This is a genomic window from Ruegeria sp. AP11 (assembly GCF_056535865.1).
Genome location: NZ_JBQFJB010000001.1, coordinates 3,355,718 through 3,375,971 on the forward strand (window position 1 = coordinate 3,355,718; position 20,254 = coordinate 3,375,971).

The window sequence follows — 20,254 nt, forward strand, 5'->3', positions numbered from 1 at the left end:
CCGATACGAAACAAGGCGGCCCTGATGGACCGCCCTGTTCCAAGTATTCTCAGCACCTCAGGGGGCACCGGGGGATTTCCACTGTTCCCGTCAGCGTTCTTCAGGCTTCGAGGATATCATCCTCTTCCGCCTCGGGCGGCATCTCAAAGTCCAGACCATGCGCGGCGCGGATCTTGTCCTCGATCTCAAGCGCGGCCCGGGTGTTGTCGCGCAGATATTGCTTGGCGTTCTCGCGCCCCTGCCCGATGCGTTCATCGCCATAGCTGAACCACGAGCCAGACTTCTCGACCACACCAGCCTTCACGCCCAGATCCAGCAGCTCGCCCATTTTGCTGATGCCTTCGCCATACATGATGTCGAATTCCACCTGCTTGAACGGCGGTGCCACCTTGTTCTTCACAACCTTCACACGGGTCTGGTTGCCGACCACCTCATCCCGGTCCTTGATCGCACCGATGCGGCGGATGTCCAGTCGAACCGAACTGTAGAATTTCAGCGCATTACCACCGGTGGTGGTTTCCGGGCTGCCGAACATGACACCGATCTTCATCCGAATCTGGTTGATGAAGATCACCATGCAGTTCGAACGGCTGATCGAGCCGGTCAGCTTGCGCATCGCCTGGCTCATCAGTCGCGCCTGTACGCCCACGTTGCTGTCGCCCATGTCGCCCTCAAGCTCGGATTTAGGCGTCAGCGCCGCCACCGAGTCGACCACGACCATGTTCACAGCCCCCGACCGCACCAGCGTATCGGTGATCTCCAACGCCTGCTCACCTGTGTCGGGCTGCGAAATCAGCAACTCATCCAGATCGACACCCAGCTTGCGGGCATATTGCGGGTCCAGCGCATGTTCCGCATCAACGAATGCACAAACGCCGCCGCGTTTCTGCTGTTCTGCAATGCAGTGCAGCGTCAGCGTGGTTTTACCGGAACTTTCCGGTCCGTAAATCTCAACAATCCGGCCCATCGGCAGACCGCCGATCCCCAGCGCGATATCCAGCCCCAGCGAGCCGGTCGAGCTTGCCTCGATATCCTGCTTGGAATCCTCGCCCAGCTTCATGATCGAGCCCTTGCCGAACTGCCGTTCGATCTGTGCCAACGCGCTGTCGAGCGCCTTTTGCTTGTCTGCGTTTTTCTTGTCGCTCATCGTCAGAAGATCCGCCATTGTCCTGTCACTATCCCTTTTGTCACACCCTTTGACGGGCGGCAATCGCTGCTTTGTTCGCCTCTTGTTCCTTATGGGACCAAAAAGAGAACATTTCAACTAAAACTTATGAAACCCACTGTTGGACAATTGTGTTAAAGAGTCGTTTACGACAATCTGCGACACGAAAAGCGTTGAAGAGAAAAGAAAAATGCTTGTGTTTTACAAAGAGCGTCTGGCGCTTTTATCCGTTCCGAAAACCGGCAGTACCGCCTATCAGACCGCTTTGCGCGACCGGGCGGATCTTGTCATCGCGGGTCCGACTGACCTGAAACACGCGAACATGCGCCGCTATGACCGGTTCTTTCAAACCATGTTCCGCAAGATGTTCGATACCGAGATGGAGGTGATGGCCGTTATCCGCGAGCCCATCGATTGGCTGGGAAGCTGGTATCGATATCGCAGCCGCCCCGAACGCGCCGGTCATCCACATGCGACTCAGGGGATGAATTTTGATGCCTTCCTCAACGCCTATTTGCAGTCCCCGCGTCCGGCCTTTGCGGATGTCGGATGCCAGACCGATTTCCTGAAACCGCGCAGCAACGGCGCCGGCGTTGATCATTTGTTCAAGTATGAAAACCAGGATGAGATATTGCGATTCCTACAAGATCGCTTGGGTTGTGGCATTCATCTCGCGCGCGAGAATGTCTCACCCGATCTCCCATTGGACCTGTCGCCCGAAACCGAGCAGCGGTTTAGAACCCTGCACGCCGCTGAATTCGCGCTTCACCAATCGGCGCGCTAGCCAAGCTGCTGGTACACCGCCTCGGTCAGTTGGGTGAGTGAAAAGGGCTTTGGCAGGAACGCCGAGTTTTCAATCTTGGGACCTGTTTCGTTGAATGCCCCTTCGGTATAGCCAGACATAAAGACTACTTTGACATCCGGACGCGTCTGCCGGGCCTGACGTACCCAGGTTGGGCCATCCATACCGGGCATCACCACATCGGTGACAAAGACATCCACCGACAGATCCGGGTCCTCCAGCAATTGCAGAGCGTCTTCGGCTGATTCTGCTTCGAGCACGGTATAGCCTTTCAAACGCAACGCCCGGGTCGCAAAAGCGCGCACCGGAGCTTCGTCTTCAACCAGCAGAACAACGCCTTCCCCCTGTCGTGAGTCATGTTCCTCCAGCGTCACGGGGGCTTCGGGCTCTGCGGGTTCAACCGCAGCACCCACGGGCAGCAGGACGGTAAACTCGGTGCCCTTGCCCTGCACACTATCGACAAAAATAAACCCGCCTGTCTGCTTTACGATTCCATAGACGGTGGAAAGGCCCAGCCCCGTCCCCTCACCCGTGCGCTTGGTGGTGTAGAAAGGCTCGAACACTTTTAGCAGCTTGTCGGCGGGGATGCCGACACCGCTGTCGATCACTTTCACCGTGACGTATTCTCCGGGCTGTACGGTGGCCCGGTCGCGCGTAAGGGGGCGATCCAGGGCCAGGACTTCGGTCTCGATCCGAATCTCTCCACCATCCGGCATCGCATCGCGCGCGTTGACCACGAGGTTCATCAACACCTGTTCGAGTTGCCGTTTATCCGCACAGACGGGTTTGAGCACGGGATCGTGGCTGAGGGTCAGCCGGACCTTCTCGCCCACAAGCCGGTTCAGCAGGTGGATCAGATCTGAGATCGTGTCACGCAGATCCAGCGTTTCGGGCCGCAGGGTCTGTTTGCGTGAAAAGGCCAGCAATTGGCTGACCAGCGCTGCCGCGCGGTTGGCGTTCTGGTTGATCTGGATGAGATCACTGTAGTTCGGATCACTCTGATCATGGCGCAACAGCAGCAGGTCACAATGACCGGAAATCGCGGTCAGAAGGTTGTTGAAATCATGTGCAACACCACCCGCCAATTGCCCCACGGCCTGCATCTTCTGGCCTTGCACGAACTGCGCTTCGAGCGTCTTGAGTTCGGTCGCGTCGTTCAACACGGCAATCAGGCCCGCCTGCCCATCACGTTGCGTACGGGATAGCGTGACCTGAACAAAAACCTCTTTGTCCCGCCGCGTCAGGCGCAGGAATTCAGACCGCGAAGCTGTGTCCTGCGCGATCGTGCGGGTCAACCAATCCCTCAGCGGATGACCGAGGCCTTGCATCAACGCCTCGATATTGGCGTTGCCGGGTTTGATTTCTCCGACCAGCTGTTCCGCCAACGGGTTGGCTTCCAGAATCTCTCCGTCCGGAGACAACCGCATGATGGGCACCGGAAGGTCCGTGAATGAGGCCGCATCAGCGACCGAACCGGTTTCTTCGGCCGGAAGCAACAGCAGATCACGCACCAGGCCGTTTTCCCGCAGGGTCGAGACGATCACAGGCATTTTGCCCTGCGGCGTAATAATCTGTCGAAGGCCGTCTGAACCGCCATCTATAAACACCTGCCCGACAGTCGATGGAGTATCGCCCAGCAATCCCCTGGCACTGTCGTTCAGCCCCAGAATAACGTCATCAAAGCCGACGGTTATGACCGGAACGTTGATATCGGCCCAGGCACTTTCGGTGTCCGCAGTAATGCGCCAGCAAAACCTGTCATGATTCAGCTGCGAAACAAACAATGAAACCGACTGCCCGCGCGTCACGATGTCTTTCCGCGCATACCCCTTCGCCGCTGCTTGTGACTGCAGGCGCAGAAGAACAGAGGCAGGATGCGCGATTACAGATCGGAGGCATATTTCCAACCGATCCCCCACCCTGGCACGAAAGCAGGTTCTGGCAAATGTGTTGGCAACAAGGATATCGCCGTTCGTGTCCGCCACAAGACAGGCCGAATCCTGATGGTCCAGATAGGTGGCCAGATAAGTCTGCACCCGATGCTCTGCCGTCTGAACAAGCCGTTGGTGCACGATCTGAAAGACGCCGACCACCAGAAAGGACAGCCCGACCGCGGCAATCATCAGGCTCCAGGGCGAGGGCACCAGACCGATGGTTGCGCTCAGGCATAAACCAACCGCGATTATCCCCAAAAGGACATAGCGCAGGTTCACGTTGTCCCATCGGCTTTGATCGCTGGGGAAAACATCGGAAAGACAGGACATAAAGCAGCTCTTGTTAACTCAATTTTTGGCCAATATCGGCCTGCAATGGTTAACCCCCGCTTAACGCAAGTGCGGGATGAACTTCTTATAGTTGATTTTATACAATCAGCTTCGCGTCAAGTGACCTGTATAGAATCCATCCGTACCGTGGGAAACCAGCCACGTTTTGCGGAAAACTGAATGCCAGGTGGGGTGATCCAAAAGAAACCCGTCGACCACGGCGTCATTCTCGGCTGTCAGCATCGAACATGTGGCATAAGCCAATACCCCTTTGGCTGCGACCAGTGGTGCGACCTCTTTCAATATGCCCGTCTGAATCTCGGACAGCGCGTTCAAACGTTCAGGCGTCAGCGCCCACTTCCCTGCGGGCGCACGTCGCCAGGAGCCACTGCCTGAACAGGGAACATCCGTCAGCACGACATCAAACGGGGCCTGTTGCGCGAGTTGCTCCGCGGTCAGGATGGTCACTCTGGCCCCTGCCCGCTCAGCCCGCGCAGGCAAATCCCGCATCCGGGCCGGATTGGCGTCATGAGCAAACACCTGCACGCCCTCAACCGCCGCCAAAGCCAGCGTTTTGCCTCCGCCGCCCGCACAAAAGTCCAGAACCCGCATACCGGATCTCAGGTCGAGCGCCGCAACAACCGCCTGGCTTGCCGCATCCTGCAACTCGATAAGCCCCGCCTTATAGCCATTGCTCTGCGCGATCTTACGCTCGCCTTCGATGACCTCAAGCGCGGTGTCGCAGGCTGGATGCGGACATGTCCGAATGCCCTCGGCAGCCAGTCTTTCAACCGCGTCCGACCGCTGGGCCTTTGCGCGGTTTACACGCAGATGCACCGGCGCGCGGGATTGCAATGCCATCGCTGCCTGCTCCGCCTCATCACCCAACGCGCGCTGAAACTCCGGCCAGAGCCATTCGGGAATATCAAGGCGTTCGGCGTCGGTTCGAAAGTCCGAATCCCGATCCTCAGCCTTAACAGGTGATGGCGCGAACTGTTCGCCTGTGAACATGTCTGAAGGGTCTGCGCCCGCCGTGCGGATCGAGCCAATCATCAGGCCCCGGCCCGTCTCGGAACCGCCTCGCGTTGCGAAAGATCGCTTGCAGCGCAACGCCCCGAACACATGATCGCGGATCGCCGCGCGGTCTTTTGACCCGGCGAACCGGCTGCGACGGGCCCATCCGGTCAGCGCCTTTTCGACAGGCACCCCCGTCAGAATCTCATCGAGTAACTCGATCGCGGCCTGCACGCGCGCTGCCGGGGTCATCGCTGTCTCCGATCTCGATCGCTTACATCACCCGGTAATTCGGGCTTTCACGAGTGATCTGAACGTCATGCACATGGCTTTCCTTCAGGCCCGCACCGGTGATTTTGACGAAGTTGCAGTTACGGCGCATCTCATCAACGGTGGCGCATCCGGTATAGCCCATTGCAGCGCGCAGACCGCCGACCAGTTGATGCACAACCGCGCTGGCCGAGCCCTTGTAGGGTACCTGCCCCTCGATCCCTTCGGGCACCAGCTTGTCATTGGCGGCGTCCTTCTGGAAATACCGATCCGCCGAACCGCGCGCCATTGCGCCAAGGCTTCCCATGCCGCGATAGGATTTGAACGACCGGCCCTGATACAGGATCACCTCGCCCGGGCTTTCATCGGTGCCCGCGATCATCGAGCCGACCATGGCGCAGGACGCCCCCGCTGCAATCGCCTTGGCAAAATCGCCCGAGAACTTGATGCCTCCGTCGGCGATCACTGGCACATCGCCTGCTGCTGCCGCGCAATCCATGATCGCGGTCAACTGAGGTACGCCGACCCCCGCAACCATTCGCGTGGTGCAGATCGAGCCCGGCCCGATCCCAACCTTGATTGCATCCGCCCCGGCATCGATCAGCGCCTTGGTTGCTTCGGCCGTCGCTACGTTACCCGCGATGATCTGAACCTCATTCGACAGCGTCTTGGCGCGTTTCACTGCGTCCAGAACCCCTTGCGAATGACCATGTGCAGTATCCACAACAATGATGTCGACACCCGAATCCACCAGTTGCTCGGACCGTTCAAACCCGGCATCCCCGACCGATGTCGCCGCCGCCACCCGCAAGCGACCCAGCCGGTCCTTGCAGGCGGTGGGGTTCAGCACCGCCTGTTCGGTGTCCTTCAGGGTCAGCAGACCGGTCAGCTTGCCAGAGCCATCCACGACCAACAGTTTCTCGATCCGACGGGCGCGCATCAGGCTTTTAGCCTCTTCCAGATCGGCCGGTTCCTGCAGCATCGCCAGATTGTCCGCCGTCATCATCGCGTGGATTGGCGTGTCGTCCGAGGTGGCAAACCGCATGTCCCGATTGGTGACGATACCAACGACGCGCCCGTCGCGGTCAACGACCGGAAAACCGGTGAAGTTGTAACGCTCGACCAATGCCTGCGCATCCGCCAGCGTCTGATCCGCGCGCAGCGTGACCGGGTTATAAACAATGCCGGATTCAAACCGCTTGACGCGCCGTACCTCGCGCGCCTGCTCTTCGACCGACAAGTTCTTGTGGACCACTCCAATGCCGCCCGCCTGCGCCATGGCGATGGCCATACGCGCCTCGGTCACCGTGTCCATCGCCGAGCTGAGCAGCGGGATGTTCATGGTGATCTCGCGCGTCACGCGCGTGCTTGTGTCCGCTGTTGCCGGAAGCACAGAAGATGCGCCCGGAACCAGAAGAACGTCGTCAAAGGTGAGTGCCTCACGAATCTGCATCTGAAAACCCCATGCAAAAGCCCGTTTGACGGTGACCCTATTACATGGATTTTGACCAAGGGAAAGCCCTGAACCCAAGTTGTTTTCCCATGTGGGGTTCTACCGCACCCGAAAACGACGCAAGCGGTGCAAAACGTGCCGCTGAATACCCTTTCGCTTTGCGTTCAAACCCATATGTTCCACCGCATACGCGCGAATACAAAGGCAGGCCATTCATGACCACCGAACCTCTTGTCGTTTTCACCCCGTCCGGCAAACGCGGGCACTTCCCCGTTGGCACACCGATTCTGACCGCAGCCCGCCAGTTGGGCGTCGATCTGGATTCGGTCTGCGGCGGGCGCGGGATCTGTTCGAAATGCCAGATCACCCCCAGCTATGGCGAGTTCCCCAAGCATGGCGTCACCGTCTCCGAAGTCGCGCTGAGCGAGTGGAATGCAGTCGAGCAGCGCTATGACGAAAAGCGCGGGTTGAAACCGGGCCGTCGCCTTGGCTGTCAGGCCTCGGTGCAGGGCGACGTGGTGATCGACGTGCCGCCCGAAAGCCAGGTTCACCGGCAGGTCGTCCGCAAGGCCGCCGCCGCGCGCGCCATCACCATGGACCCGGCGACGCGCCTCTATTTCGTCGTGGTCGAAGAACCCGACATGCACTCGCCCACCGGCGATCTGGAACGGTTGGAGCGCGCCCTGCAGCAGCAATGGAACCTTGACGCGGTCACCGCCGACCTGTCGCTGATGTCCAAGCTGCAGCCGGTGCTGCGCAAGGGCAAGTGGGAAGTCACGGTGGCCGTTCACAAAGGCCACAAGGACAGCGTCGCCCGCATCGTCGAAATCTGGCCCGGGCTGCATGAAAGCGGTCTTTATGGTCTGGCCATCGACCTCGGCTCGACCACCATCGCCGCGCACCTGACCGATCTGGAGACGGGTGAGGTCAAGGCGTCCTCGGGCCTGATGAACCCGCAGATCCGGTTCGGCGAAGACCTGATGAGCCGCGTGTCCTACGCCATGATGAACCCCGGCGGCGATCAGGAAATGACCAAGGCCGTGCGTGAGGCGATCAATGACCTGACAACCTCGATTGCCGAGGAAGCCGGGATCGACGCGGCCCTGATCGTCGAGACGGTCTTTGTGTGTAACCCGGTCATGCACCACCTGCTGCTGGGTCTGGACCCGGTCGAACTGGGGCAGGCCCCGTTTGCGCTGGCCACATCCGAGAGCGTCTCACTGCCCGCGCGCGAGATGGACCTGACAACCATGAACCCGCGCGCACAGGTTTATATCCTGCCGTGCATCGCGGGCCATGTGGGCGCGGACTGCGCCGCCGTGGCGCTGTCGGAAGAACCCGGCAAATCGGAAGACCTCGTACTGATCGTCGATGTGGGTACCAACGCGGAAATCCTGCTGGGCAACACCCAACGTGTGCTGGCCTGTTCCTCTCCCACCGGCCCCGCCTTCGAGGGCGCCCAGATCAGTTCGGGCCAGCGCGCCGCGCCCGGTGCCATTGAACGGATCGAGATCGACCCCGTCACCAAAGAACCCCGCTTTCGTATCATCGGGTCCGAAAAATGGTCTGACGAAGAAGGCTTTGACCTCGATGTCGCCACCACGGGCATCACCGGTATCTGCGGCTCGGGCATCATCGAGGCCGTAGCCGAGATGCGCATCGCCGGATTGCTGGACGAAAGTGGCCTGATCGGGTCCGCCGAGCAGACTGGCACCGCGCGTTGCGTGCCCGAAGGCCGGACACATGCCTATCTGATCCACGACGCCAGCGCCGAGGGCGGTCCGCGCATCACGGTCACGCAGGGCGATATCCGCGCCATCCAACTGGCGAAATCCGCGCTTTATGCCGGCGCCCGCCTGCTGATGGACGTGATGGAGGTCGATCGCGTGGATCGGGTGGTTTTGGCCGGCGCTTTCGGTGCCCATATCTCGACCAAACATGCGATGGTTCTGGGCATGATCCCAGACGCGCCGCTGGACAAGGTCTCTAGCGCTGGCAACGCCGCAGGCACCGGCGCGCGGATCGCGCTGTGCAATATCGGCTCACGGGCTGAAATCGAGCGTGTGGTGCGCGAGATCACCAAGGTTGAAACCGCCATTGAGCCCAAGTTCCAGGATCACTTCGTCGCCGCCAACGCAATCCCGCACAAAACCGATCCGTTCCCCGAACTGGCACAAGTGGTCACCCTGCCCGCGCCGTCCTTCAACACCGGCGGCGGGGATGAGGAAAAATCTGGCCGTCGCCGCCGCAGGAGGTCATAGTCCCCTCACAAGGGGGCAAAGATGCTGACAATCAACGAAGACCAGGAAGAGTTCTGGGGCAAGTCCGAAATGGGCACACGATGGCTGACCTTCGAAGATCAGCTGGACAGCCTGTTCACCCCGGTTCTGGACCTGGTCCTTGATCAAGCCGCGCTTCAACCCGGAATGCGGGTTCTTGATATCGGTTGCGGTACTGGCGCAAGTTCCCTGCGGGCCTCCCGGCAGGTCGGCACTAAAGGTCGCGTGCTGGGCGTTGATATTTCGGAACAGTTTCTGAAACGGGCCCGGGACCGCGCGGCCCGTGACCAGCTTGAGGGGCTGGCGTTCCAATATGCCGACGCGCAGGTCTCGGATCTTGGTGCAGGCCGTTACGATGCCCTGATCTCACGCTTTGGCGTCATGTTCTTTTCAGATCCGGTTGCAGCCTTCACCAATATGGCACGCGCTTTGAAACCCGGCGGGCAAATGACCTTTGCCGCATGGGGCGGATTGTCGGAAAACCCGTGGTTCAAGACGCCTCATGTTGTGGCTGTCAAACGGTTGGGCCAGCCGCCCAAGGTAGACCGAAACGCGCCGGGGCCATTGTCGTTTCACGACCGCGAGAGGGTGGCGGGTCTGATGTCTGCCGCAGGTCTGAGCGATGTGCAGGTCAAGGCGGTTCCGCTGACGCTTACAGGTCCCGCAACCGTCGAAGATGCCGCTTTGTTATGTACTCGGGTCGGACCCGCCGCCCGGGTCGTTGCTCATTTCGAAGGCACGCAAGAGGATGTCGACGCCATCGTCAATGCAGTCGCTTCAGAGTTTAAAACATACCAAACACCCGAAGGTGTGAAGGTTCCTGCCGTAATCAACCTTCTTCAGGCGCGCGCGCCTCGGTGATGTCAGGAAATTGGAGCGGGTAGCGGGAATCGAACCCGCGCGTTCAGCTTGGGAAGCTGACAGGCTACCATTACATCATACCCGCCGCAAAGGCGTGGATAGCATCGCCTGTTGACCGACTGCAAGCGGCATTCAACGCGCTCACTCTGTTCTGGCGCGAATACTGTCGATCAGGGATTGATCCACATCCAGCGCCTTGCGCGCGGCCTCCAACGTGCGCTGATCGAGATGCTGTGGGCTCAGGTCCACGTCTTTTGAGAATGCCTTGACGATGGCCTGCATTGCCGAGATGCGAGCGTATTTCTTGTTGTTGGCAGGGATCACATGCCACGGCGCGGTTTCCGTCGATGTCCGCGCCAGCATCTCATCAACGGCTACCTGAGCCTCGTCCCAACGCTCACGATTGCGGAAATCCTCATAGGTCAGTTTCCAGCGCTTCATCGGATTGCGCAGACGTTCGGTAAAGCGTGCCATCTGTTCGTCTGCAGAAATGTGAAAGAACAGTTTCACGATCCGCGCCCCGTCATCCACCAACATGCGCTCAAAATCATTGATTTCCTGATAAGCCGCGCGCCAGCGCTGTTCCGGCGTCAGGTTTTCCAGCCTTTCGACCAGAACACGGCCATACCAGCTACGATCAAAGGCGGATATGGCCCCTGCGGGGGGCAGCCTCTCCCAAAAGCGCAGCAGATAGTGGCGGTTCAGATAGTAGTTGCGCGGCGCGCCGATGGGCCAGACCTTGAAACTGCGCGGGTCCAGCGCCTGACTGATCCGTCGGATGGTGCCGCCCTTGCCTGCCGCATCCCAGCCCTCAAATACCAGAATGCCCTTGTGGCCGTGAAACAGAAACGCCTGCTGGATCAAGGCCAACTGTGCCTGTAAATCCACCAGCCGATCGAAATACTCTTTCTTTCCAAGCCGTTTCGTCAGATCCGCATCTGAGAGTTTCGGAGGGTGATGAACCATTCTGAGCACCTGCTGCACGCGTTCGGATGCAAACAGTCTTTCCGGTCCGGCCACAAAGGGCCTTGATCCGTGTCAAAACGAAAAAGGCCGGGCGCTGGGCCCGGCCTTTCGGATACAAAGTGATTGGATCAGGCGCGGCGGCGGCGGCCACCGCCACGACGGCCACCTGCAGCGCCGGCTGCACCGGCCTCGTCAGGCGCTTTGTTGAACTTGATCCACGCCCCGCCATGCGGGTCGTTGTTGGTCAGCAGGTTGGCGGCGCGGATGGCCTCCATTTCCTTGCCCGCGCGCGGCTGGGTCGAGCCCAGACCGAACAGCTGGCAGAAGGTCTCATCGTCCATATCCGCAGGCAGCACGATTCCCTTGGCTTCAACCTCTGCCTTTTTCTCGGCCAGTTTCTTGGGTCCGACCGGCAAAGCCACCGGGTTCATGATCGCCGAGGTCATGCCAGCGCCCATCGCCATCGGCAGGAACGCATTGTTGATGCCGTGACGGTTCGGCAGGCCGAACGAGATGTTGGACGCGCCGCAAGTGGTGTTCACGCCCAGCTCTTCGCGCAGGCGACGGACCAGAGCGAACACCTGCTGGCCAGCGGTTGCCATCGCACCGATGGGCATAACCAGCGGGTCAACCACGATGTCATGCGCGGGGATACCGAAATCGGCCGCACGTTCAACGATCTTGCGGGCCACTTCGAACCGAACATCGGGATCTTCCGAGATGCCGGTGTCGTCGTTCGAGATCGCCACGACTGGAACGTTGTATTTCTTGACCAGCGGCAGAACCAATTCCAGACGCTCTTCTTCGCCGGTGACCGAGTTCAGCAGCGGACGGCCCTCGGCGGCCTCAAGACCTGCCTCAAGCGCGCCGGGAACCGACGAGTCGATGCACAGCGGCACATCGACCAGACCCTGCACCAGCTCGACGATCTTGGTCATCAGCGGCGGCTCGGTCTCGTTGGGGTTGGGGTTTGAGTTATAGACAACGCCCGCGTTGATATCCAGAACGGTCGCGCCTGCTGCGACCTGTGCCAGCGCGTCTTTCTCGACGGTCGAGAAATCGCCTGCTTCCAGTTCAGCGGCCAGTTTCTTGCGGCCGGTCGGGTTGATCCGCTCACCGATCACGCAGAACGGTTCGTCAAAGCCCAGGACGGCGGTTTTTGTTTTTGATTCTACGACTGTACGGGTCATGTCCGTTCCTTAGGAGTTTACAGGCTTTGCCGAGGCGCCGCCGTTATTGATTGCCCAGTTGGCATTGGTCTTGATCCCGCCCAGCGGGAAGAAGTGTACTTTGGTGATGTTGAAGTCCGGGTTGGCCGCCTTGTGGTTGGCCAGTTCGGTCAGAACATCGGTCGGCTCATAGGGCAGCAGCAGCTTGGAGACATCCATGGCGCGCTTTTGCAGAACCTTCAGCGACGGGCCAACACCGCAGGCGATGGCGAATTTGATCAGCGTCTGCAGCTTGGCCGGTCCGGCGATACCGATATGGATCGGCAGATCGATGCCCGCCTCTTTCAGGCTGTCAGCCCATGCGATGATCGGCTTGGCGTCAAAGGCAAACTGCGTGGCCAGCGCCATTTCGGCATCGGTGGTTTCGTTGAACTTCTGCTTCCAGCGCAGCGCGTCATCGACGTTTTTGGTGGAGCCGTCGGGATCGATATCCTTGTTGCCCTCGGGGTGTCCGGCCACGTGCAGACGCTTGAAGCCCGCCTTGTCGAACAGACCGGTTTCCATCAGCTGCATCGAGCTGTGGAAATCGCCATGCGGCTTGTCCACACCACCGGCCAGCAGCAGCGCCTGCTCGACGCCTGCTTCGCCCTGATACATGGAAATCCAGTTTTCCAGCGTCGCCGCATCCTTGATGATCCGCGCCGGGAAGTGCGGCATCACAGGATAACCTTCGTCCGCGATGCGTTTGGCGGTCTTGACCATGTCCTCGATCGGGGTGCCCTCGATATGGGCGATGTAGACGCGGGTGCCTTCAGGCAGCAGCGCGCGGAAATCCTCGACCTTTTCGGCGGTGCGGGGCATCACCTCGATCGAATAACCCTGCAAAAAGGCTTCGACGGTCGGATTTACCGGGCCGTTTTCGGCGGCATCACGTTTCTTGAAATTCAGCAAAGCCATAGCGGCCTCCCATAAAGATTTCGGGCTCATGCCCAACCGTCATTGGCGATCAGCGCTTTGATGCGGTCCTGATCGTATTCTGTTTCCAGACGCACGGCTTCGGTCTCGGCAATCTCGGACGGGTCGCCCTCAACCGCGAAAGGCTCGGCCTTGCGCCACTCGGCCAGGTAGGCATCGCTGTCTTTGGCGTTCACCTTCATGGCGGCGCGGTCGATGGCTTGTTCAAACCGCTCTTCCAATTGCCGCTTGGCACCGCGACGGCCTTTGCCGACGATGACTTGGGCGGGAATGTCGCGCCAGTATACGATGGTGACGTCAGGCATCTGCTTTGATTCCTCCTAACCAGATGGGCCGGTTCTAAACATCTATGTGGGGCAAGGTCGGTCGGTTTTCGACACACAGCGCATTCACAGCGACCTTTTTGCCCACGATGGGATACCAAGGCTTTTAGCGCCGAGCACACAAGAATCGAACATCAAAATACTAATGACTTTAATGAGCGTCTTGCGTGATCGAAACGTGCGACCTATGGTCGGGGTAACTCGAAAATCGGAGGGCGTTGAAGATGGCGCCCAAGCGTCCCAAAGGTGCGGGCGCGTTCCCGAAAGCGGTCGAAAGCCCCGCGCCGGCAAGACCCGATCCGGATGCATTATATGCGGCACTGGATCTGGGGACCAATAGCTGCCGCATGTTGATAGCCCAGCCCAAGGGCAGCGGGTTCCATGTGGTGGACAGCTTTTCCAAATCCGTGCAACTGGGCGCGGGTCTGGAACGCACGGGACGTTTGTCGCGGGCGTCTATGTCGCGTACCGTTCAGGCATTGAGGATTTGTCAGCAGAAACTAAAGCGCAACAGGGTCAAGCGCATGCGCCTGATCGCGACCGAGGCCTGCCGCCGCGCCAAGAACTCGCGCGATTTCATAAGACAAGTGAAGCGCGAAACCGGCCTGACGCTGGAAATCATCCAACCCGAGGAAGAGGCGCGCCTGGCCGTCATCTCTTGCGCACCGCTGGTATCCACCAAGACCGAACAATTGCTGGTCGTCGATATCGGTGGCGGCTCGACCGAACTGGTGTGGATCGACATATCCTCGGTTCCACGCCGCGACCGTCCTGCCGCGATCATGCGATTGCATAATGGCTTTCACACCGCCGACAGCCCCTTCCCCGCCGCCAAGGTGGTGGACTGGATCAGCGTTCCGCTGGGCGTTGCGACGCTGCGCGATCAGTTCCACGATGTCGAGGACGACTCGGCCCGGTTCGCACTGATGAGCTGGTTCTTCGAGGAAAACCTGGCCGATTTTGCCCCCTACAAGGACGAGCAGGCGCGCGAGGGTTTCCAGATCGTCGGTACCAGCGGTACCGTCACCACCGTCGCGGCCTCGCATCTGGGTCTAAAGCGGTATGATCGGACCAAGGTCGACGGTTTGCGCATGACCAGCGATCAGATTGACAAAGTCATACGCGGGTATCTAGAACTCGGCCCTCATGGCCGCCGCCGCGACCCCCGTATCGGGGATGACCGGCAGGCGCTGATCATGTCCGGCTCGGCGATATTGCAGGCGCTGCTAAGATGCTGGCCCACCGACCGCCTCTCAGTGGCGGACCGGGGCCTGCGCGAGGGTCTGCTTTATGCACAGATGAGCGCGGACGGCGTATTGGAAGACGGACCGTTCTGATGGCGAAGACACCGACTGGGAAAAGCAACTCGGGCCGCGGACAGCGCGACCTGAAGGTCAAGGTGAAAACCGCGCGCGGGCGCAAGCTCAGCTCGACCCGCTGGCTGGAACGGCAGTTGAACGACCCTTATGTCAAGCGCGCGAATGCCGAAGGCTATCGCGGTCGCGCAGCGTTCAAGATATTGGAACTGGACGACAAATTCCGCTTTCTGGTGCCCGGCGCGCGTGTGGTCGATCTGGGCTGTGCCCCCGGTGGCTGGCTGCAGGTGGCGGTCAAACGGGTCAATGCCTTGGGTGAGAAAAGCGGCAAGCGCATCGGCACCGTTCTGGGCGTCGACCTGCAAGAGGTCGAACCGGTTGCAGGTGCCACCGCCCATGTGCTGGATTTCATGGAGGACGACGCTGACCAGAAGGTCAAGGACTGGCTGGGCGGCAAGGCCGATGTGGTTATGTCGGACATGGCCGCAGCCTCATCAGGGCACAAGCAGACCGACCATTTGCGCATCATGGCACTGTGCGAAACCGCCGCCTATTTCGCCTTTGACGTGCTGGAAGAAGGCGGCACCTTCGTGGCCAAGGTTCTGGCCGGTGGCGCCGAGGGGGACCTGCAGAAGCTGCTAAAGCAGAAATTCACCAAAGTGTCGAACGTCAAACCACCGGCATCGCGCTCGGACAGTTCCGAGAAATTCGTGGTCGCCACCGGGTTCCGGGGCTAAGCATCAGTCAAGCTCGATCCTGTCTTGCACCAGATGTTGCTTGCGCAATGAAGCGGTCGCGATGCCTTGCAGCAGCAACGCTTCACCATGGTTGATATACGTGGGCTTGCGCGTCCGTAGTTCCTCGATCCGATGATCAAGCGATGTTGTCCGCGTGCCGGTCAATGGCGGCAGATGCGTTGCTGAACGGTCCGACATGGTTCACCTTTTGATTTCGCTGGTGAGCCTAGCGGAACAATAGGCCCAGAACGTGACGCGAATCTGCCGGTTCGGTGCCGGATTGTGAAGCAGTTGAACAGGCATCGGCTACATGCATCAGATCGGGTTCCGGAAATCAAAAGCGGTAGTCGCGCGACCCGGTGGCAAGAACATATCCACTAGCGCCTTGCCTGTACCGCCGCAGCCCGACAATCATTTTGATGGCACTGACGACGGCGTCATCTGTTTTCTGCATTTTGCAGGTCGATGAGCGCCCCGTTGTATTCCGCGCCGAGGATCAGCATCGCCGAGCAGAGATACAGGAAAATCAACGCCGCCATCGCGCCCGCCAGCCCGGCATAGGTCGCGCTGTATGTTGCAAACTGAGCGATATAGACCGAAAATCCCCAACCGCCCGCCGTCCACAGGGCCAGTGTCAGCAACACGCCCGGCAAAATCTGCGCCAGACTGTGCCGCCGTGTCGGCAGGACCAGATGCGCCAGAAGGACGGTCCCTGCCGGAACGGCCACGGTAAAGGTCCAGCGCAAACGGTCAACCGACAGCCAGTCGTCTACATCCACCGCCGTCGTTTCCGCGACCAGACGTGTATAGACCGGCAAAACCACCTCGACCGCCGCGATGGCCAGGATGGCTGCGCCGCCCAGGATGACCAGCGCAAAACACAGCAGCCGCGTTTTCCAGAACGGCCAGCTGTCCTTGTCGTGATAGGCCTGCGTCATCGCCTTACGGACAGCCGCGACACCGTTCGACGCAAAATAGATCGCCAACAAGCCGCCCAGAGTGATCACACCTGATCCGGCCCCGGCCAGAACCGCGCGCAGCTCGGCAATGATCGGGTCCGCAACATCCTTGGGCCATGCGCCAAAGAGCAGGTCGATCAGTTCGTCCGTCACATAGCCCTGCGACAAGGCCCCGGCCAATGCCACAGTGAACAGGACAAACGGAAACAGCGCCATCATCAGCGACATGGCGACATGGCTGCTCATGACAAAACCGTTCTTGTTGTTGAACCGCCGCAAGGCCAGCCAGAGGCCGCGTATCAATTGGCTGGAAGATGGAATCGCACTGCGTGACATAGCCCGACCCTATCCTGCCTTGCGGCATCACAGAACCGCCAATCCGACAACCGTCGTGAATTCCGACGCCTAAGCGCCTGCACGGATTGCATAAACCGGCCAGCCCGTGCAGGATCGGCATCAACACCAATCGAGGTGATCCCATGAAGCCTGATGTCAGCGATAGCCAGACCCAACCACGCCCTCAACTGAGTGTGCTGCGGGATGTCGTCATTGTCGCCACGTTGGGCGTGCTGGGGCTTTATGCGGGGGTCAATTTTCTGGTACCCCTTACCATGGCACTTCTGATCAACGTGTTGATCATCGCGCTCAGTGACCGCGTCATCGCGCTCACCCGTGCTCCGGTCTGGCTGGCCAATATCGCCGGGGTGACCGTCGTGCTGGCCGGTTTGTTCATGATCATGTACATTCTGGGCAGTCAGGCCACCCAGTTTGCGCGCTCGATCAACACCTATGAAAGCCAGTTCGACAATGCGGTGAACCGGATTACCGGCCTTGTGGGCAATGATGTGACCAGCTTTATCCGCGACAATCTGGTCAGCATCGATATGTCCTATGTCGCACGCCTGCTGCTGGGCAGTGCAACGTCCCTACTGAACCAGTTCTTCCTGATCAGCCTTTATGTAGCCTTCCTGATGGCCGAGCGTTTGGCCTTTCGCAAGAAGATCCAACTGGCCGCAGGCAGTCCACAGCTTGGTGCGGATCTGGCTTCGGTGCTGGATGCCATTTCGTATAGCCTGCAACGTTACGTGGGCGTGAAGACCCTGATCAGCCTGATCACGGCCACCATCAGCTATACCATCTTCAAGGTTCTGGGTCTGGAATACGCGGAAACCTGGGCTGTTCTGACCTTTGCCCTGAACTTCATCCCGTCGATCGGGTCGATCATCGCCGTGATCTTCCCGGCGATGATCGCGCTGGTGCAATTCGAGAGCATCGGGCCGTTTCTTGTCATCGTGCTGGGCTGCGGGACCATTCAGTTCGTGATCGGCAATTTCCTGGACCCGGCAATGCTGGGGCGGTCTCTGAACATGTCGACCTTCCTTGTGATACTGGCGCTGACTTTCTGGACCACCGTCTGGGGCCTGATTGGAGCGTTCCTGAGCGTGCCCTTGACCGTCTGTATCCTTATCATTTTCAGCCACATTCCGGCCTTGCGGCCTGTCGCAATCCTGATGTCTCTGGACGGGCGATTGGGTGAGGATGACCACACAGAAAAAGTTCATTCAGGGTGACCCCAGCTTTGACAGGGTGAGTTTAGCGCACCCAACCGATCGCTTTGCAGATCAACTTCAACCCAGAATACAGCCCTGCTGCGGAAAACCCGGAAGGCGCATTTGCCCTGCCGGAACCGGTCACCGCAGGCAACAGGATTAGAAAGGTGGGATTATCGTTGATATAGCCAATGACAAGTCACGCATCTACACTGGGACAAACTGAATAAACCCGGACGGTTACGCATCGATGTGGACACTGCTTGTTTCGCTTTTTGTATTTGCTCTTTATTGCGTGGCTGTCGTTTTTGCGGTGCGGGCGGCCCAGACGGCGCGCACGCCACAGGGCGCGGTGGGCTGGGTGGTGTTTCTGGTATCCGCACCGGTCTTCGCCGTCCCTCTCTATCTGTTTCTGGGTCACCATCGGTTTCGCGGCTACCGCATCGCCCGGCAGGAAAGCGAGCGTGTCGTTGAAGGGATCAAGACCTTTGCCGATTTCTCGAAACCCGATCCCGAAACATTACGGATCAATCCCCGCCCGTTCGAGGCACTTGCCCATCTACCCGTTTCGCGCGGGAACGGTGCCGAGCTGCTGATCAACGGAGAAGCGACCTTTGCCGCCATTCTGGACGCCATCGACAAGGCCAAATCCTATGTGCTGATCCAGTTCTACATCGTGCGCGACGACGAACTTGGACGAAAGGTGCAAGATCATCTGATCGCGGCCGTCAAACGCGGCCTGCATGTACGGTTTATGACGGATGCGGTGGGCAGCTATGGTCTGCCAACCAGCTATCTTGACGCCCTGCGCGCCGGTGGGGTCGATGTTGCCGACCCGCGCAAGCAACGGGGGCCGAATTTCCGGTTTCAGCTGAACTATCGAAATCATCGTAAAACGGTAATCATCGACGGAGAGACCGGATTTATCGGCGGGCATAACATCGGGGTGGAGTATCTCGGCCAGAGCCCCCGGTTCGGGCATTGGCGGGATACGCATATCAGGATGACCGGCCACGTCGTGCGCCAATTGCAACTGATCTTCACCGAAGACTGGCACTGGGCACGGGGTGAGGACCTGATCGATCAACTCGACTGGGCGGGCAGCGAATCCGATCAGGACATGAACGCTTTGCTGGTGGCAACAGGTCCGGGTGATGAGACGGAAACCGGCGCGATGATGTTTTTTGCCGCCATCACCGAAGCGAAAAAGCGACTGTGGATCGCCTCACCTTATTTTGTGCCCGACATCGACATCATGACCGCCTTGCAACACGCCGCACTGCGCGGCGTTGATGTGCGCATTCTGGTGCCCGACGTAATTGATCATCGTCTGCCATGGCTGGCCGCCTTTGCCTATTTCGACGAGATCCGCGACTGTGGCGCTCGCGTGTTTCGCTATACCGACGGGTTCATGCACCAAAAGGCCTTCGTCGTCGATGATACGCTGGCCGCGGTGGGCACCACCAATCTGGACAACCGCTCATTCCGGCTGAATTTCGAGGCGATGGCCCTGTTCTTCGATCCGCGCGCGGCAGACGCGGTGGCGCAAATGCTGCAGACCGATTTCGAATCAAGTTACGAGCTGACGCGAAATCTGCCGCAACAACCGATACATATCCGCTTTGGCGCCCCGCTTGCGCGGCTATTCGCGCCGATCCTCTAACGCAGGAACCGTTCTTCGAAGACACGGGTCATCAGGGCTACAAGGAAGGCGGTTGAAAGTCCGAAGGCCAGCAACCCGGTGACCGATGCGAAGGCTCCGAAAATCCGCAGCCCCTCGCCCAGCACGATATCGCCATAGCCCAGCGTCGTGAACGTCACCAACGAGAAATACAGAGCCGAATTCCAGTCGGGCAGCACATCCCCCATTACCCAGACAATGGCCCAGATCCAGACCTGTACGGTATGGGTCAGCACGATGAACAACAGCGCCACGGTAATGGGCCCGGCGGTCGCCAGCGTCGTGCTGCGGGTTTCCCATTTCTCGACCAGTCTGCGGATGACGACGACGCAGAGGGTCAACAGGACGATTTCGATCAGAAAGCAAACGCCCAGATAGAGGCTGCCCCAAAGGATTTGCTGTGACAAAGTCATGAAACGGCTTTGGCCCCCTACGCTGACGTTGATTGCAGCATGGGGCTTTCTGTGGCG

General features: G+C 59.5%; 18 protein-coding genes and 1 tRNA gene. 7 read left to right on the forward strand and 12 right to left on the reverse strand.

Annotation, left to right across the window (positions count from 1 at the left end; genetic code table 11):
• Window positions 1-100: 100 nt before the first annotated feature.
• Window positions 101-1,165 (reverse strand): recombinase RecA, encoded by a 1,065-nt coding sequence (recA, locus tag ACR3E4_RS16785; protein ID WP_480520511.1) that lies wholly within the window; start codon window positions 1,163-1,165, stop codon window positions 101-103.
• A 190-nt stretch (window positions 1,166-1,355) separates the two neighbouring features.
• On the opposite strand from recA, the gene ACR3E4_RS16790 reads away from it, so the two are divergent.
• A complete protein-coding gene (locus ACR3E4_RS16790) occupies window positions 1,356-1,949 on the forward strand; it encodes a gamma-glutamyl kinase (RefSeq protein WP_480532332.1) in 594 nt (197 codons plus the stop codon).
• Here the strand turns inward: ACR3E4_RS16790 and ACR3E4_RS16795 are convergent.
• The 3 genes from ACR3E4_RS16795 to guaB form a co-directional block, all read right to left on the reverse strand.
• The gene (locus ACR3E4_RS16795) at window positions 1,946-4,231 is read right to left on the reverse strand and encodes an ATP-binding protein (protein ID WP_480532330.1); all 2,286 of its coding nucleotides are present in this window, start codon (window positions 4,229-4,231) and stop codon (window positions 1,946-1,948) included. The genes ACR3E4_RS16790 and ACR3E4_RS16795 overlap by 4 nt on opposite strands.
• Window positions 4,232-4,336: 105 nt before the next feature.
• Entirely contained in the window at window positions 4,337-5,497 is a 1,161-nt protein-coding gene (locus ACR3E4_RS16800; protein WP_480532328.1) for an RsmB/NOP family class I SAM-dependent RNA methyltransferase, read from the reverse strand.
• 22 nt (window positions 5,498-5,519) lie between these two features.
• Window positions 5,520-6,968 carry an IMP dehydrogenase gene (gene guaB, locus ACR3E4_RS16805; RefSeq protein WP_480532326.1) on the reverse strand — a complete coding sequence of 483 codons (1,449 nt, stop codon included), beginning with the start codon at window positions 6,966-6,968 and terminating at the stop codon, window positions 5,520-5,522.
• Window positions 6,969-7,183: 215 nt separating this feature from the next.
• Here guaB and ACR3E4_RS16810 point away from each other — a divergent pair, with 215 nt between their 5' ends.
• Window positions 7,184-9,229, forward strand: a complete 2,046-nt coding sequence (locus ACR3E4_RS16810) for an ASKHA domain-containing protein (protein ID WP_480532324.1) — start codon at window positions 7,184-7,186, stop codon at window positions 9,227-9,229.
• 21 nt (window positions 9,230-9,250) lie between these two features.
• Complete coding sequence (locus ACR3E4_RS16815; protein ID WP_480532322.1) at window positions 9,251-10,108, forward strand: class I SAM-dependent methyltransferase; 858 nt, start codon at window positions 9,251-9,253, stop codon at window positions 10,106-10,108.
• Between the two features lie 11 nt (window positions 10,109-10,119).
• Here the strand turns inward: ACR3E4_RS16815 and ACR3E4_RS16820 are convergent.
• From ACR3E4_RS16820 to ACR3E4_RS16840, 5 genes are all read right to left on the reverse strand, one after another.
• Window positions 10,120-10,193, reverse strand: a tRNA-Gly gene (locus ACR3E4_RS16820).
• Window positions 10,194-10,249: 56 nt separating this feature from the next.
• Complete coding sequence (locus tag ACR3E4_RS16825) at window positions 10,250-11,074, reverse strand: polyphosphate kinase 2 family protein (RefSeq protein WP_480532320.1); 825 nt, start codon at window positions 11,072-11,074, stop codon at window positions 10,250-10,252.
• A 128-nt stretch (window positions 11,075-11,202) separates the two neighbouring features.
• Window positions 11,203-12,264 carry a methyltetrahydrofolate cobalamin methyltransferase gene (locus ACR3E4_RS16830; RefSeq protein ID WP_480532318.1) on the reverse strand — a complete coding sequence of 354 codons (1,062 nt, stop codon included), beginning with the start codon at window positions 12,262-12,264 and terminating at the stop codon, window positions 11,203-11,205.
• Between the two features lie 9 nt (window positions 12,265-12,273).
• A complete protein-coding gene (locus ACR3E4_RS16835) occupies window positions 12,274-13,200 on the reverse strand; it encodes a methylenetetrahydrofolate reductase (protein ID WP_480532316.1) in 927 nt (308 codons plus the stop codon).
• Window positions 13,201-13,226: 26 nt separating this feature from the next.
• Window positions 13,227-13,523, reverse strand: coding sequence for a virulence factor (locus tag ACR3E4_RS16840; protein ID WP_480532314.1), 297 nt, complete (start codon window positions 13,521-13,523; stop codon window positions 13,227-13,229).
• A gap of 242 nt (window positions 13,524-13,765) precedes the next feature.
• On the opposite strand from ACR3E4_RS16840, the gene ACR3E4_RS16845 reads away from it, so the two are divergent.
• Window positions 13,766-14,878, forward strand: a complete 1,113-nt coding sequence (locus ACR3E4_RS16845; RefSeq protein ID WP_480532312.1) for a Ppx/GppA phosphatase family protein — start codon at window positions 13,766-13,768, stop codon at window positions 14,876-14,878.
• On the forward strand, window positions 14,878-15,594 hold the full coding sequence (locus tag ACR3E4_RS16850; RefSeq protein ID WP_480532310.1) for an RlmE family RNA methyltransferase: 717 nt from the start codon (window positions 14,878-14,880) through the stop codon (window positions 15,592-15,594). The genes ACR3E4_RS16845 and ACR3E4_RS16850 overlap by 1 nt, the downstream gene beginning before the upstream one ends.
• Before the next feature lie 3 nt (window positions 15,595-15,597).
• On the opposite strand, the gene ACR3E4_RS16855 is transcribed toward ACR3E4_RS16850, so the two are convergent.
• Both ACR3E4_RS16855 and ACR3E4_RS16860 read right to left on the reverse strand, forming a co-directional pair.
• Window positions 15,598-15,792, reverse strand: a complete 195-nt coding sequence (locus ACR3E4_RS16855; protein ID WP_480532308.1) for a hypothetical protein — start codon at window positions 15,790-15,792, stop codon at window positions 15,598-15,600.
• Window positions 15,793-16,031: 239 nt separating this feature from the next.
• On the reverse strand, window positions 16,032-16,889 hold the full coding sequence (locus ACR3E4_RS16860) for a YihY/virulence factor BrkB family protein (protein WP_480532306.1): 858 nt from the start codon (window positions 16,887-16,889) through the stop codon (window positions 16,032-16,034).
• Window positions 16,890-17,032: 143 nt separating this feature from the next.
• On the opposite strand from ACR3E4_RS16860, the gene ACR3E4_RS16865 reads away from it, so the two are divergent.
• Together ACR3E4_RS16865 and cls are read left to right on the forward strand one after the other, a co-directional pair.
• On the forward strand, window positions 17,033-18,124 hold the full coding sequence (locus ACR3E4_RS16865; protein WP_480532304.1) for an AI-2E family transporter: 1,092 nt from the start codon (window positions 17,033-17,035) through the stop codon (window positions 18,122-18,124).
• Window positions 18,125-18,353: 229 nt separating this feature from the next.
• Window positions 18,354-19,766: a cardiolipin synthase gene (gene cls / locus ACR3E4_RS16870; protein WP_480532302.1), complete on the forward strand. Its 1,413-nt coding sequence runs from the start codon at window positions 18,354-18,356 to the stop codon at window positions 19,764-19,766.
• Here the strand turns inward: cls and ACR3E4_RS16875 are convergent.
• Window positions 19,763-20,197: an ion channel gene (locus tag ACR3E4_RS16875; RefSeq protein WP_480532300.1), complete on the reverse strand. Its 435-nt coding sequence runs from the start codon at window positions 20,195-20,197 to the stop codon at window positions 19,763-19,765. The two genes, cls and ACR3E4_RS16875, sit on opposite strands and share 4 nt — an antisense overlap.
• Window positions 20,198-20,254 lie beyond the last annotated feature (57 nt).